Source organism: Tardiphaga sp. 839_C3_N1_4 (assembly GCF_051811045.1).
GTDB lineage: Bacteria > Pseudomonadota > Alphaproteobacteria > Rhizobiales > Xanthobacteraceae > Tardiphaga.
This window is the reverse complement of sequence record NZ_JBPWQD010000001.1, coordinates 286,304-299,839: the sequence shown is the minus strand read 5'-3', so window position 1 is coordinate 299,839 and position 13,536 is coordinate 286,304. Positions and strand designations below refer to the sequence as shown.

Genomic DNA, 13,536 nt, shown 5'->3' with positions numbered 1-13,536 from the left:
CCTTTGGGGACTTTTGTTCGGGCACATCATCAATTGTTTGGGGAATCACGATGGCAGGAACGGTCGAGCAGAAACTTGCGGATCTAGGGGTCAAGCTTCACGAGCCGGTGAGCCCGGTGGCGAACTATGTCGGCTTCGTCCGCACGGGCAATCTGCTGTTCGTCTCCGGCCAGATTTGCATGGGTGCCGACGGCCAGCTGATTGCCAAGGGCAAGCTCGGCGCCGGCGTCACGCTTGAACAGGGCGTCAATGCGGCGCGCGGCTGCGCGATCAACATCCTGGCGCAGGTCAAGGCTGCGCTCGGCGATCTCGACAAGGTTGCCCGCGTCGTCCGTCTCGGCGGCTTCGTCAATTCGACGCCGGATTTCATCGACGCGCCGAAGATCATCAATGGCGCATCGGACCTGATGGTCGCCGCCTTCGGCGACAAGGGCCGTCATTCCCGCGCCGCTGTCGGCGTCGCCTCGCTCCCCGCCGATTGCGCGGTCGAGGTCGATGCCGTGTTCGAAGTCATCTGATCCAGGACGCATTCAAGGACAATCCCGATGCGCGCACCTGACTGGCTCATCGCCCGGCCGGTCGCGCATCGTGGCCTGCACGATCGCACCCGCGGCATTATCGAGAACATGCCCGGCGCCATGCACGCCGCCATATCAGGCAATTTCAGCATCGAGACCGATGTGCAGCTCACCGCCGACGGCGAGGCGATGGTGCATCATGACGATGAGTTGGGACGCCTGACCGAGGGCTCCGGTCCCCTGCTCGCGAAGACATCCGCCGAACTGAAGCAGATCAATTTCAAGGACACGCCCGAGCGCATGATGTCGCTCGGCGATCTTCTTGCACTGATCGACGGCCGTGTCGGGCTCGTGATCGAGATCAAGAGCCATTTCGACAGCAACCGCAAACTGGTCGCCCGCGTCGCCGAGATTCTCAAGACCTATCGCGGGCCGGTTGCCTGGATGTCATTCGATCCCGATCAGGTTCTCGCGATGCGCGAGATCGCGCCCGAAATCCCGCGCGGCATCACCGCCCAGCGCACTTATGACGACGGCGAGTGGCTGACACTGACGCAGGCCCAGCGCGACGGCATGCGCCATCTCCGCCACGCCTTCCGTACCCGGCCGCATTTCGTCTCCTATTGGGTCAAGGAACTGCCAGCCCCGGCGCCCTGGATCGCCCGCAACCTGTTCGGCTGCGCGCTCCTGACCTGGACCGTGCGCACGCCGGAACAGCGCGCCATCACCGCCCGTTATGCCGACCAGATGACCTTCGAAGGATTCGTGCCGTAAACTGAAGGCGTTGCGGCCGGGACTTGAAGTGTCCGGCGCGATGCACAATCTTAGGAGCGGTCACCGCGACGGTTGATCGCATATGACCGGTTCAAGTGATTGATGACGTCATCGGACATTACCCTCGAAGCAGTGGCGTCCATCAGCCAGATTCCGGCCACGGACTGGGATGCCTGTGCCACCGGCCATGCCGATCTCGGTGGCATTGAGAGCCTCGATACGCTGGCCCCGGCGGCCAACGGTTGCACCTCGAAAGCCAATTACAACCCGTTCGTGTCTCACGCTTTTTTCGCGGCCGTCGAGAAGTCGAATTCGGCCTGCGCCCGCACCGGCTGGGGTCCGCGCCATCTGATCGCCAAGAGCGAGGGCCGCATCGTCGGCGTCGTGCCCTGTTATCTGAAATCGCACTCGCAGGGCGAATACGTGTTCGACCGCGGCTGGGCCGATGCCTATGAGCGCGCCGGCGGGCAATATTACCCGAAGCTGCAGGCCTCGGTTCCGTTCACGCCTGCCACCGGTCCGCGCCTGCTGATCCGCGACGGCGTGGATGTGGAACGCGTGGGCGCGGCGCTGGCCGGCGGCCTCGTCGGTCTCTGTGAGGCAACCGATGCATCATCTGTCCATGTCACTTTCGCGCGCGAGAGCGAATGGCAATTTCTCGCCGCACGCGGCTTCCTGCAGCGGACCGACCAGCAGTTTCATTTCCGCAATGACGGCTACAGCAGTTTCGACGATTTCCTGGCAACGCTGAATTCGCGCCATCGCAAGGCGATCAAGCGCGAGCGCCGCGATGCGCTGGCCAATGGCATCACCATCCATCCCCTCACCGGCAGCGAGATCACCGAGGATGCGTGGGACGCGTTCTTCGCCTTCTACATGGAGACCGGCTCGCGCAAATGGGGACGCCCCTATCTGACACGCGAGTTTTATGCGCTGATCGCCGAGAGCATGAGCGACGATGTCGCGCTGATCATGGCCAAGCGCGACGGCAAGTGGATCGCCGGCGCCATCAATTTTATAGGTTCGGACACGCTGTTCGGCCGCCACTGGGGTGCCATCGAGCATCATCCGTTCCTGCATTTCGAAGTCTGCTACTATCAGGCCATCGACTTCGCCATCCGCCGCGGGTTGAAGACCGTCGAAGCTGGCGCCCAGGGCGAACACAAGATCGCACGAGGCTATCTGCCGCAGACCACCTATTCGGCGCATTACATCGCCGATCGCGGGCTTCGTCAGGCTGTCGGCGAATATCTTCAGCGCGAGCGCGAATATGTCGCGGAGGCCGTCCGCGAATTGACCGAAGCCGGCCCGTTCAGGAAGGGCGACGAGCAGGATTAAGCCGTCTTGACCGGCTCCCCTCTGGCGGCGACAGTCGCCCAAATTTGCGCCGAAATTTTCCGGAGGATTCCATGACCGCGTATGACCCGAACAACATCTTCGCCAAAATCCTGCGCGGCGAATTCCCCTGCTACAAGGTCTACGAGAACGACCACGTGCTGGCCTTCCTCGACATCATGCCGCGCTCCCCCGGCCACACGCTGGTGATCCCCAAAGCGCCTGCGCGCAATATCTTCGACATCACGCCTGACGACTATGCCCATGTGATCCGCGCCGCCCACAAGATCGCGGCGGCCTGCAAACAGGCCTTCAAGGCCGACGGCATGACCGTCGCACAATATTCGGAAGCCGCCGGCGGCCAAGTGGTGTTTCATCTGCACATGCACGTGATGCCACGCCACGACAATGTCGGCCTGCTGCCGCCGGCGTCGCGCAAGGAAGACCCGAAGGTGCTGGAAGACAACGCGACGAAACTCATCGCGGCACTGGCAGCGCTGTAGCGTCAAACACCATCCTCATGGTGAGGAGGCGCCCATCTCGGGCGCCGTCTCGAACCATGATTGAGTTTGCGGCCATCCTTCGAGACGCGACCAGAAGGTCGCTCCTCAGGATGAGGGCAGAGAGCGGGCGGCCGAGCCCTACTCCGTCTGGAAGTCCCCCGGCTGCGGCGGCGCCAGCGGCGTGAATTCGCAGCGGTCCGGCTTCATATCGAGCAACGGCGTCTCGTCGAGACAATCCAGCCCGCGCACCAGCACGGTCGATCCCTCGATCCCCACCAGCTTCACCATGGATGTGCCGAGCGGGTTCGGCCGCACCGGCGTGCGCAGCGAGAAAATGCCGCGCGCGTTGCCGTCGTTCTTGGGGCTCTGCAGCACCAGGTCGCGGCGCGACAGATGCAGCCAGTAGATCACTTCGAGATGCTTGTAGAGGTCGAGATCCTTCAGCCCCGGCACCCATGGTTCGAAGATCTCGAGCCGGCACACCGGGCCGTCATGGCGACCCTGCCGCGGCGTTTCCAGCCGCGACGTCCAGGGCGTGCGGATGCGCCCGATATAGACGAGGCCCGCATGGTTCGGCTTCGGTGCATCGACGGCGAGTTCGCCGGCGCGGATTTCACTTTCACGAACCATCGGTCACCGTTCTTGCATCCTGTCGATCAATCCAGCGAGATATTCTGCGCCTTGATCACCTTCGACCACCGCGCCCGATCTTCGTCAACGAATTCGTTGATCTCCTTGACCGTCTTCGGTCGCAGCACCGGGAAGCCGATCTTTTCCAGCGAGGCGCGGAACGCAGTGTCATTCAATGCACGATCCATGCTGGCCATGACGGTCTTCACGACATCGTCCGGCAGTTTCGATGATCCCGCCAGGCCGAACCAGACGCCGACCTGATAATCGGGATAGCCGCTTTCAATGACGGTGGGCACATCAGGCAGATCGGGACTGCGTTCTTTCGAACTGACGCCAAGCGGGCGCAGCAACCCGGCCTTCACCGGCGGCAGCGCGGTGGAGAGCGTATCGAACATCACCTGAATATTGCCGGAGAGCAGATCGGTCAGCGCCGGTCCCGCCCCCTTGTACGGCACATGGGTCATCTCTACGCCAGCGATCTGCTTGAACATCTCGCCGGCGAGATGAATGGTGCCGCCGGTGCCGGCCGAGCCAAAATTGAGCTTGCCCGGATTGGCCTTCGCGTAAGCCACGAATTCCTTCACCGTCTTGGCGGGTACGGACGGGTGCACTTCCATCACCACAGGGAGGTCGGTGACAACTGTCAGCATCCGCAGATCCTTCTGCGGATCGTAGGACAGCTTTTTGTAGAGCAGCGGGTTGAGCACCATGATGGATGCAGCCGTGACAAACAGCGTGTAGCCATCGGGTTCTGCACGCGCGACCGCTTCGGCGGCGATGGCACCTTGGGCGCCCGGCTTGTTCTCGACGACCGTCGTCTGCTTCAGATCGCGCCCAAGATAATCCGCCACCAGACGCGCAAGCACATCGGTCGGACCGCCCGCCGCATAGGGCACCACGAGTTTGATCACGCGCGTCGGATATTCCGCCGCGCGGGCAAGCGGCGCAGTGATGGCCATCGCCGCAATAACGAGGCCGGATACCAGGGCGGACTGCACGCGAAATCTCATATCGTCTCCCAACGCATTGTTTTTAAGTTGGGCGAAGACTATCGCGTTCACGCAGTCATACAAGGCCGATACAGCCTGACGCTGTCCTCTATCAACCGAGGATGTATTTGCCGGTGACCATCACCAGCTCGCCGCATGCGACGCCGAGAAAGATCGAGCGCCGGAAGGCGACAAAGACGACGAGACCGACAGCGACCGCGCCATAGCGCAACGGCGGCGGAACGCTCGCGAGCGCGCCGGGCGGCACGACAAGAATTTGCGCAATGACGCCGGCGAGGATCGCGGTGGCCACCGCCCTCACCCAGATCAGTATCTCGGACTCTTCATCGACGCCGCCGCCGAGCCACAGGCCAAGCATGCGCCAGACCTCATTGGGCAGGAAACCCGCCAGCAGCAGCACAAGGAGCGCATGCCAGTCGCCGATGAATTCGCTCATCGCCGCCTCCAGCGATGCACGCCATAGGCGATGGTCCCGGCCGAGACGCCGGATATCAGAATATCGACGCCGGTGTTGAAGAGCGACACGACAGGAAACAGCGCTAGACCGAGCACGAGCGCCACGACATCGGCGAGCTGCTTGCAGTTGCGCGCCGTCGACAGCAGGAATGCCAGCGGCGTCAGCAACAGGATCGCCGCGCCGAACAGCGGCGGCAGATTGGCCGCGAGATGATAGCCAATGAACGTCGCGGTCAGCGACGACAGCACAAGTCCGAGGCCGAGACCGTTGACGAAGGCGATGCGTCGCTCGCGCGGGACCAGCGGCGTCAACCGGAAACACTCGACCCACAGCGTCACTGCGATGAAATGCGATGGCAGAATCAGTTGCCGCTTCTTCGTGTCCGGCATACGCAGCATCGGCAGCACCGACACCACCATGGGAAACAGACGGATCGCGCTTACGGTCACCGCGAGCGCCGCCTGGATCACTGTGGCGCCAGAGCCGAGTGCGACGAGAAGAATAATCTGTGCGGGACCGGCCCAGACGAACAATGTGCTGGCCAGCGCCCAGAACAGGCTGAAATGCGTGTCATGGGCCAGCGCGCCGATGCCGATATAGGTCGCGAACAAGACCAGCGTCAGGATGGTCGTGGTGATCGACCGCATGCCGTAAAGAAAGGCCGCCGCACTGCCCTGCCATCTCGGTGAATCCAGTGCAGGAAGCGACACGTGTGTTTGTTTCTTCTTGGTTGATCCGGTCTGTCATAGGCTGCCGAAAGCCGCCGGCGTCAAGAGGCGCCAATGCATAGGGTGCCAGCAGTCACGCTCTGCCGTTGCGCAGCACCAGACAGCCCTGCCCGGCCCGGCGGATCTTGCCGCAGAGATCGTTGGCCTCGTCACGCGTGTCGGTCCCGATCCTCACCTGATAGAAGGTTCGCGTGCCGCGGCTTCGGAACAGCGAACTCAAGAGGTTGGGATCGCGTTCGCCGACCACCGTGCGCAAACGCAACATCACGCGCGCGTAGGACATCAGAGCACGATCACGATTGAAGCCTGCCGCCAGTTGCACGCCCCACGGCCTGCTTTCGCCGAGCGTCACGCGCGCTTCCAGTTGTGTGACGAAGGGATTGGGCGCGCGTTGCAGCAGCGCCATCAGTTCACGGCAGCTCGACGTCGCGGCACGCGGCGGCATCTTGCCGTTGCGCCCCGCAGCCTGCCAGTCCTCCACTGTCGCGCCAGTGATCGCGGAGACGTAGTTGCGGGTCTCGCCGGGCATGTATCCCTTGCCGTCAAGCCAGTCCTGCACGCGGCGCGGTCCTGCATTATAGGCCGCAGCCGCAAGGCCGAGATTGCCGAACTGGTTGCGCAGTTCGCTGAGAAACTCCGCCGATTTCGGCAGCGCCTGCACCGGATCGAACGGATCGAGCAGACGGCGCTCATTGGCCGTGCCCGGCATGAATTGCGCGATGCCCTGCGCGCGCTGGCCATTGCGCGTCACGGGACCCACGGCATCGGGCTGAAACCGGCTTTCCTGCCAGATCACACGGGCAAAGAACTCCAGCGGCAGGTCGTTGGCCCGCGCCGCGGACTCGATCATCAGACACATCGACTCGCGCGCGCCGCTGTCGCGCGCCAGATTGGGCTTCTCCGGAGTCGTCATTGGCATCATCCGGTCCGCGCCGGGCTTCGCCAATTCGCTGAGCGGGAGCTCTTGGGCGCGTGCGCCCGCGACCGGCGCAAGCAATAGCGCCGCGAGGCAGATTATCCGGCCGATGATGCTTCCGAACGCCATGCCTGATCCCGCGCGGATTCCCCGCGCCTTGACAGCGGGACCCCAGCAGCTAGCTATGAATGAAAGACGGCAAAAGCGGGAGTGCAAACAATGGCCGACGCGCGCGATGACACATCCGGCTTTGCCAGCGACGACGATGTTCCGATCCAGTACATGGCCCGTACCCGCGCCTATTATCAGGCGATCGGCTATGACGTTCCCTATCGCTGGGCCCATTACGTCGACGCGCCGTTCCAACCGCTCAGGAAACCGCTGGCGCAGTCGCGCGTCGCCATCGTCACCACCGCAGCGCCCTTCGATCCCGCCAAGGGCGATCAGGGTCCGGGTGCGCTTTATAACGGCGGCGCCAAATTCTATCAGGTCTATGACGGCGACACGTCGATCGATCATGACCTGCGCATCTCACACATCGCCTATGATCGCGTGCACACGAGGGCGGACGACAGCGGCACCTGGTTTCCCCTGCCCGCGCTGCGCGCACTCGCCGCATCGGGCCGCATCGGCAGTGTCGCGCCGCGCTTCTACGGCGCACCGACCAATCGCAGCCATCGCGTAACCCTTGAGACCGATGCACCGGAGATCGTGAAGCGCGCGAAGGCCGATAGTGTCGATGTCGCCGTGCTGGTGCCGAATTGCCCGGTCTGCCATCAGACCATCAGCCTCGTCGCCCGCGAGCTGGAGGCCAATGGCATTGCCACTGTGGTAGCGGGCTGCGCCAAGGACATTGTCGAACACGCTGCCGTGCCCCGTTTCCTGTTCAGCGACTTCCCGCTCGGCAATTCCGCCGGCAAGCCACATGACAAGGCCTCGCAGGCGCAAACCCTGGAACTGGCGCTGCGCCTGCTGGAATCCGCCGTGGGTCCGCAGACCACCCTGCAGTCGCCGCAGCGCTGGGCTAGGGACGCTGTCTGGAAGCGCGACTACAACAATGTCGCCCTGCTCAGCGCCGAGGAACTGGCGCGCCGGCGGGCCGAATTCGACAGGCAGAAGGACATTGCCCGGGGATTGCGCGAGACGGCGGGCTGAGCCCGCCCTGAGGCCGATCACCCCGTCTTTCGGCGATCGCCCTTAACTTTGGTTTACGTTAAATCTGCTCAATCCGCGCGAGAGCCTTCCCCGGCGGATGGAACTGCGTACAGTCCCCGCCTGTAACCTCAGGGGACCTCAGGACATGGACGAGCGGCGCAAGAACGTCAGAGACAAGGTGATCTACGGTGCCGTCGCGTCCAAGGACCAGAAGGCCAAGGAATGTGTCGTGCGCGACATTTCCGAGGATGGCGCCCGCATCGAATTTGGCAGCGGCGCGCGGCTGCCGAAGGATGAGCTGACACTCAACATCGCGCGAAAGGGCCGTTCGTTCCTCGCCAGGATCGTCTGGTGGCGCGACAACATCGTCGGCGTCGCCTTCACCGATCCGCCGGTGGAGAGCAAGGAAAGCTCCGACATCGAAGAGCGCCTGCGCAAGAGCGAGAAGAAAAAGCGCGAGTTGCAAAAGCAGATTCAGAAACTGCTGGGGCAGTAAGCTCGGCACAATCCAATAGCCCAAAGCAAAAACGGCCGGTGATCTCTCACCGGCCGTTTTCATTTGTTCAATTGCCCGATGGCTTACGCCTTCTCCAGCGGTCCCTTGGCCGAACCCGAACCCTTGCCCGACTTCGGCTTCTTGGCGGCGCCGCGCTTCGCCGGCAGCTTCTCCGGCTTCGGCGTCACGGGGCCGTCGACGAATTCGAAGCCGATGCTTTCCTGATCGACACCGAGCACCGCCTCGTCCTTCTTCAGGACGACGCGGACATGACCGCCATTCTTGAGCTTGCCGAATAAGAGTTCGTCGGCCAGCGGCTTCTTGATGTGCTCCTGGATCACGCGGCCCATCGGTCGCGCACCCATCTGCTCGTCGTAGCCGTGCTGGATCAGCCAGGCCTTGGCGGGATCGGACAGTTCGATGGTGACGTCGCGGTCTGCGAGCTGGGCTTCCAGCTGCAGCACGAACTTCTCCACCACCATGCCGATCACATCCGAATTCAGATGTGCGAAGGACACGACCGCATCGAGGCGGTTGCGGAATTCCGGCGCGAACTGCCGGTTGATCGCCTCCTGATCCTCGCCTTCCCGCTTGCCGCGGGTGAAGCCGAAGGCCGCACGCGCCATGTCGGCGGCGCCGGCATTGGTCGTCATGATCAGGATCACGTTGCGGAACGAGACCTGCTTGCCGTTGTGGTCGGTCAACCGGCCGTGATCCATCACCTGCAGCAGCACGTTGTACAGATCCGGATGCGCCTTCTCGATTTCGTCGAGCAGCACCACGCAATGCGGATGCTGGTCCACACCATCGGTGAGCAGACCACCCTGATCGAAGCCGACATAGCCGGGAGGCGCGCCGATCAGGCGCGACACGGTGTGTCGCTCCATATATTCGGACATGTCGAACCGAATAAGCTCGACACCCAGCGACGACGCCAGCTGCTTCGCCACTTCGGTCTTGCCGACACCGGTGGGGCCCGAGAACAGATATGAGCCAATCGGCTTCTCCGGCTCGCGCAAGCCGGCCCGGGCCAGCTTGATCGATGCCGCCAAGGCTTCGATCGCCTTGTCCTGCCCGAACACCACGCGCTTCAAAGTCGACTCAAGATGCCGCAGCACCTCGGCATCGTCCTTCGACACGCTCTTGGGCGGGATCCGCGCCATGGTCGCGATCGTGGTCTCGATTTCCTTGATGCCGATGGTCTTCTTGCGCTTGCTCTCGGCCACCAGCATCTGCGCCGCACCCGACTCGTCGATCACGTCGATCGCCTTGTCCGGCAGCTTGCGGTCGTGGATGTAGCGCGACGAGAGCTGCACCGCAGCCTCGATGGCCTCGTTGGTGTATTTGAGCTTGTGATAGTCCTCGAAATACGGCTTGAGGCCCTTCAGGATCGAGATCGCATCTTCAACGGTAGGTTCGTTGACGTCGATCTTCTGGAACCGGCGCACCAGTGCGCGGTCCTTCTCGAAGTGCTGACGATATTCCTTGTAGGTGGTCGAACCCATGCAACGGATCGCGCCCGAAGCCAGAGCGGGCTTGAGCAGATTTGAAGCATCCATCGCGCCGCCCGAGGTAGCGCCAGCGCCGATCACCGTATGGATTTCGTCGATGAACAGGATCGCATTCGGATGCGCTTCGAGTTCCTTGAGCACCTGCTTCAGGCGTTCCTCGAAGTCACCGCGATAACGCGTGCCGGCCAGCAGCGTGCCCATGTCCAGCGAGAACACGGTGGCCGCGGACAGCACTTCCGGCACATCGCTGTCCACGATGCGCTTGGCCAGACCTTCAGCGATCGCCGTCTTGCCGACGCCGGCTTCGCCGACGAACAGCGGATTGTTCTTCTGCCGACGGCACAGGACCTGAATCGCGCGGTTGATCTCGGCCGTACGCCCGATCACCGGATCAATCTTGCCGTCACGCGCCTTCTTGTTGAGGTTGACGCAATAGGTGTCGAGCGCCTCGCCCTTCTTCTTGGCGTCGTCGCCGTTCTTGGTCTCGGTCTCTTCATCGACGCCGCGCACCGGCCGCGCCTCGGAAACGCCCGGCCGCTTGGCAATGCCGTGGCTGATGTAGTTCACCGCGTCGTAACGCGTCATGTCCTGCTCCTGCAGGAAATACGCGGCATGGCTTTCGCGCTCGGCGAAGATCGCGATCAGCACATTGGCGCCGGTCACTTCTTCGCGACCCGACGACTGCACGTGAATGACGGCGCGCTGGATCACGCGTTGGAAACCTGCGGTCGGCTTGGCGTCATCTGCGCCATCCGTCACCAGGTTTTCGAATTCGGTTTCGAGATAATTGACAAGGCTTCCGCGCAGCTTGTCGAGATCGACGCTGCACGCCCGCATCACTGCCGCTGCGTCGCTGTCATCCACCAGTGACAGCAGGAGATGCTCCAGCGTCGCATATTGGTGGTGTCGCTCGTTCGCAATCGAGAGCGCCCGATGCAGCGATTGTTCAAGGCTTTGAGAAAAAGTTGGCATTCCGCGTCCTCGTTGGCCCCCACCATCATGATCGTCGTTGCCGGGTCAGGCAACAAGAACCTTTCTCACATATAGTGATGTCTGATCGTGGTGAAAGGCTGGTTCCCGCTGCTTGTTGTGACGCGTCCGCAGAGCACGTCTGTTCATTTCAGCGCATTGTCACATGCGCTGTTGACGCAGCCGAACGACCGCGTTCGACTCACATCAGTTCAATGCAAGACCCGTTCCCAGTTTCCGGGAATTCACGCGAGGCTACTTCTTTTCCATCACGCATTGCAAAGGGTGCTGGTGCTTGCGCGCAAAATCCATCACCTGCGTCACTTTGGTTTCGGCGATCTCATAGGTGAAAACGCCGCATTCCCCGATCCCGTGATGATGAACGTGGAGCATGATCTGCGTCGCCGCCTCGGCGTCCTTCTGGAAGAACTTTTCCAGCACATGGACGACGAATTCCATCGGTGTGTAATCGTCGTTGAGGATCAGCACGCGATACAGGTTGGGACGCTTGGTCTTGGGTTTGACCTTGGTGATGACCGAGGTGGCCGGCCCACCGGGCGCATTGGACCGGTTGTCGTCCTCTGCCATGCCACGCGGCTGCCGGCGGCGATCGTCGGGGGCGCCGGCCACAGGCATCAGGATGCCGTCAGGCATGAATTTCGAAGGTTTCTGGAACATAGCGCCTGTATAAAAGTCCCTAGCCGATATTGGCCAGCCCCGAATTGACAGCGTCCCCAGCCACGACGTGCTGCCGGACGCCTCGGGCACAGAGGCGCCCCGGGTCGCCGCATGGGTGCGACGCTGTCCGTTACAGGACCGATGGAGCCAATATGGGTTCCTGTGGGCATTCTCGCAAGCGCACTGCAAGCACCCCGAATGGCTCGCCGCGCACCTCCCCTGATGGCCCCCGGTCCGGTCAGGGTTAACCGATCGTGCTCGATTTGACCGGATCCGCCAACCAGCCATTTAACCGTCGTTCACGATAATACCGGGCGCCGGCGCAGCGGCGCACCAATAGTTGGCCTTTTACCTATTTTCTGAGGACACCTTTACCACCTGTTTAGCCGCAGCCGCCGACATGACCGCCAGAAACCTACCATTGGCGGTGACAATGTTTATTCAGTCCGTGTCGAGCCAGGCAAAGCGCCTCGCATCCCGATTTACACGCCACGACGGCGGCAATATCGCGATGACCTTCGCCGTTGCGCTGGTGCCTCTGCTCGGCTTCGTGGGCGCCGCCGTCGACTACTCCCGTGCCAACGCGGCCCGCTCGGCGATGCAGGCGGCGCTCGACTCTGCAGCCCTGATGGTTTCGAAGGACCTGTCCGCCAATCCGACCATGTCGGCGACCGATGTCACCAACAAGGCGAAGGCCTATTTCAACGCGCTGTACACCAACACGAATGCCGGCCAGATCACGGTGACGGCGAGCTACACGACCAACACCAAGGACGGCTCCACCGTCACCGTCAACGGCTCCGGTGCCGTCGCAACCGACTTCATGAAGATGGTCGGCCTCCCGCAACTAGGGATCAGCAGCGGCTCGACCACGACTTGGGGCTCGACGCGCATGCGCGTCGCCATGGCGCTCGACGTCACGGGGTCGATGGGTATGAATACCGGAAAATTGGAGGCGATGCAGAAGGCAGCAACGGATCTTATCAAGACGCTGAGCGCCAACTCGCGCATGACCGAGGACACCTATATCTCGATCATTCCGTTTGCGCAGATGGTCAATGTCGGCGCGTCGAACAAGAACGCGACCTGGCTCAAATGGGACGAATATGGATCCTGCAGCAGTTCGAACTACGACACCAAAGCCGAGTGTCAAGCGGCTAACAAAACCTGGAATGCGAGTTCCAACAAGAACGCCTGGAATGGCTGCGTCACTGACCGCGATCAGCCTTACGACACCACCAACGAAGCCCCGTCGGGCACAGCACGCTATCCGGCCTATCAGTACGATGCATGTCCGGCAGCCATTCTGGGGATGACATCGGCCTATGGTCCTGACAACGTTACCAAGCTCACGGACAAGATCAAAGACTTGTCTGCCAACGGCGGCACCAACCAGCCGATCGGCATGGCCTGGGCCTGGCGCACCTTGCAGATCGGTAGCGATCCATTCCCGGCACCGGCCAAGGATTCCAACTACAAATACACAGATGCACTTATCATCTTGTCGGACGGCATGAATACCAAGGACCGATGGTACGGTGACGGCGTCCATTGGTCGACACTGGTTGACGATCGACAGAAGTTACTGTGTGCCGACATCAAAAAACCGAACCCGGTGACCAACAAGCAGGACACCGTGATCTATACGATCCAGGTCAACACGGGCGGCGATCCGGAGTCCGCAGTTCTGAAATCCTGTGCCGATACCGGAAATTTCTTTCCTACAAGCACAAACGACGGCATCGCCGCAGCGTTCAAAGCGATCGGCAACTCGCTGAACGCGTTGCGCGTCTCCAAGTAAAACCCAGAGTGCACCTTCAAACAAAAACGCCCGGCCATCATGGCCGGGCGTT

The 13,536-nt window shown here is 62.0% G+C and carries 14 protein-coding genes; 7 read left to right on the top strand and 7 right to left on the bottom strand.

The features are described from left to right. Positions 1-50 precede the first annotated feature (50 nt). The 4 genes from AB8A38_RS01775 to AB8A38_RS01760 all read left to right on the top strand — a co-directional run bounded on the left by AB8A38_RS01775 (position 51) and on the right by AB8A38_RS01760 (position 3,130). Entirely contained in the window at positions 51-518 is a 468-nt protein-coding gene (locus AB8A38_RS01775) for a RidA family protein (protein WP_092144382.1), read from the top strand. 27 nt (positions 519-545) lie between these two features. Continuing rightward, the gene (locus tag AB8A38_RS01770) at positions 546-1,292 is read left to right on the top strand and encodes a glycerophosphodiester phosphodiesterase (RefSeq protein WP_439084744.1); all 747 of its coding nucleotides are present in this window, start codon (positions 546-548) and stop codon (positions 1,290-1,292) included. A gap of 99 nt (positions 1,293-1,391) precedes the next feature. Beyond that, positions 1,392-2,630: a GNAT family N-acetyltransferase gene (locus AB8A38_RS01765; RefSeq protein ID WP_439084743.1), complete on the top strand. Its 1,239-nt coding sequence runs from the start codon at positions 1,392-1,394 to the stop codon at positions 2,628-2,630. A gap of 71 nt (positions 2,631-2,701) precedes the next feature. Further along, positions 2,702-3,130 carry an HIT family protein gene (locus AB8A38_RS01760; protein ID WP_089263737.1) on the top strand — a complete coding sequence of 143 codons (429 nt, stop codon included), beginning with the start codon at positions 2,702-2,704 and terminating at the stop codon, positions 3,128-3,130. Positions 3,131-3,268: 138 nt separating this feature from the next. Here AB8A38_RS01760 and tsaA read toward each other — a convergent pair whose 3' ends face one another. The 5 genes from tsaA to AB8A38_RS01735 all read right to left on the bottom strand — a co-directional run bounded on the left by tsaA (position 3,269) and on the right by AB8A38_RS01735 (position 6,880). After that, positions 3,269-3,760: a tRNA (N6-threonylcarbamoyladenosine(37)-N6)-methyltransferase TrmO gene (tsaA, locus tag AB8A38_RS01755; protein ID WP_439084742.1), complete on the bottom strand. Its 492-nt coding sequence runs from the start codon at positions 3,758-3,760 to the stop codon at positions 3,269-3,271. A gap of 26 nt (positions 3,761-3,786) precedes the next feature. After that, positions 3,787-4,773 (bottom strand): Bug family tripartite tricarboxylate transporter substrate binding protein, encoded by a 987-nt coding sequence (locus AB8A38_RS01750; RefSeq protein WP_439084741.1) that lies wholly within the window; start codon positions 4,771-4,773, stop codon positions 3,787-3,789. Positions 4,774-4,864: 91 nt separating this feature from the next. After that, positions 4,865-5,209, bottom strand: coding sequence for an AzlD domain-containing protein (locus AB8A38_RS01745; RefSeq protein ID WP_439084740.1), 345 nt, complete (start codon positions 5,207-5,209; stop codon positions 4,865-4,867). After that, a complete protein-coding gene (locus AB8A38_RS01740; protein ID WP_439084739.1) occupies positions 5,206-5,940 on the bottom strand; it encodes an AzlC family ABC transporter permease in 735 nt (244 codons plus the stop codon). The genes AB8A38_RS01745 and AB8A38_RS01740 overlap by 4 nt, the downstream gene beginning before the upstream one ends. Before the next feature lie 91 nt (positions 5,941-6,031). Then, positions 6,032-6,880, bottom strand: a complete 849-nt coding sequence (locus AB8A38_RS01735) for a transglycosylase SLT domain-containing protein (protein ID WP_439088447.1) — start codon at positions 6,878-6,880, stop codon at positions 6,032-6,034. Positions 6,881-7,093: 213 nt separating this feature from the next. Between AB8A38_RS01735 and AB8A38_RS01730 the strand changes: the two genes are divergently transcribed. Then, positions 7,094-8,029: a glycine/sarcosine/betaine reductase selenoprotein B family protein gene (locus AB8A38_RS01730; protein ID WP_439084738.1), complete on the top strand. Its 936-nt coding sequence runs from the start codon at positions 7,094-7,096 to the stop codon at positions 8,027-8,029. Between the two features lie 145 nt (positions 8,030-8,174). Beyond that, entirely contained in the window at positions 8,175-8,525 is a 351-nt protein-coding gene (locus AB8A38_RS01725) for a PilZ domain-containing protein (protein WP_068734400.1), read from the top strand. An 83-nt stretch (positions 8,526-8,608) separates the two neighbouring features. On the opposite strand, the gene clpA is transcribed toward AB8A38_RS01725, so the two are convergent. After that, positions 8,609-11,008 (bottom strand): ATP-dependent Clp protease ATP-binding subunit ClpA, encoded by a 2,400-nt coding sequence (gene clpA, locus AB8A38_RS01720; RefSeq protein ID WP_315842669.1) that lies wholly within the window; start codon positions 11,006-11,008, stop codon positions 8,609-8,611. A gap of 252 nt (positions 11,009-11,260) precedes the next feature. Then, complete coding sequence (gene clpS / locus AB8A38_RS01715; protein ID WP_068734422.1) at positions 11,261-11,593, bottom strand: ATP-dependent Clp protease adapter ClpS; 333 nt, start codon at positions 11,591-11,593, stop codon at positions 11,261-11,263. 523 nt (positions 11,594-12,116) lie between these two features. Here clpS and AB8A38_RS01710 point away from each other — a divergent pair. Next, positions 12,117-13,484 (top strand): TadE/TadG family type IV pilus assembly protein, encoded by a 1,368-nt coding sequence (locus AB8A38_RS01710; RefSeq protein ID WP_315842670.1) that lies wholly within the window; start codon positions 12,117-12,119, stop codon positions 13,482-13,484. Positions 13,485-13,536 lie beyond the last annotated feature (52 nt).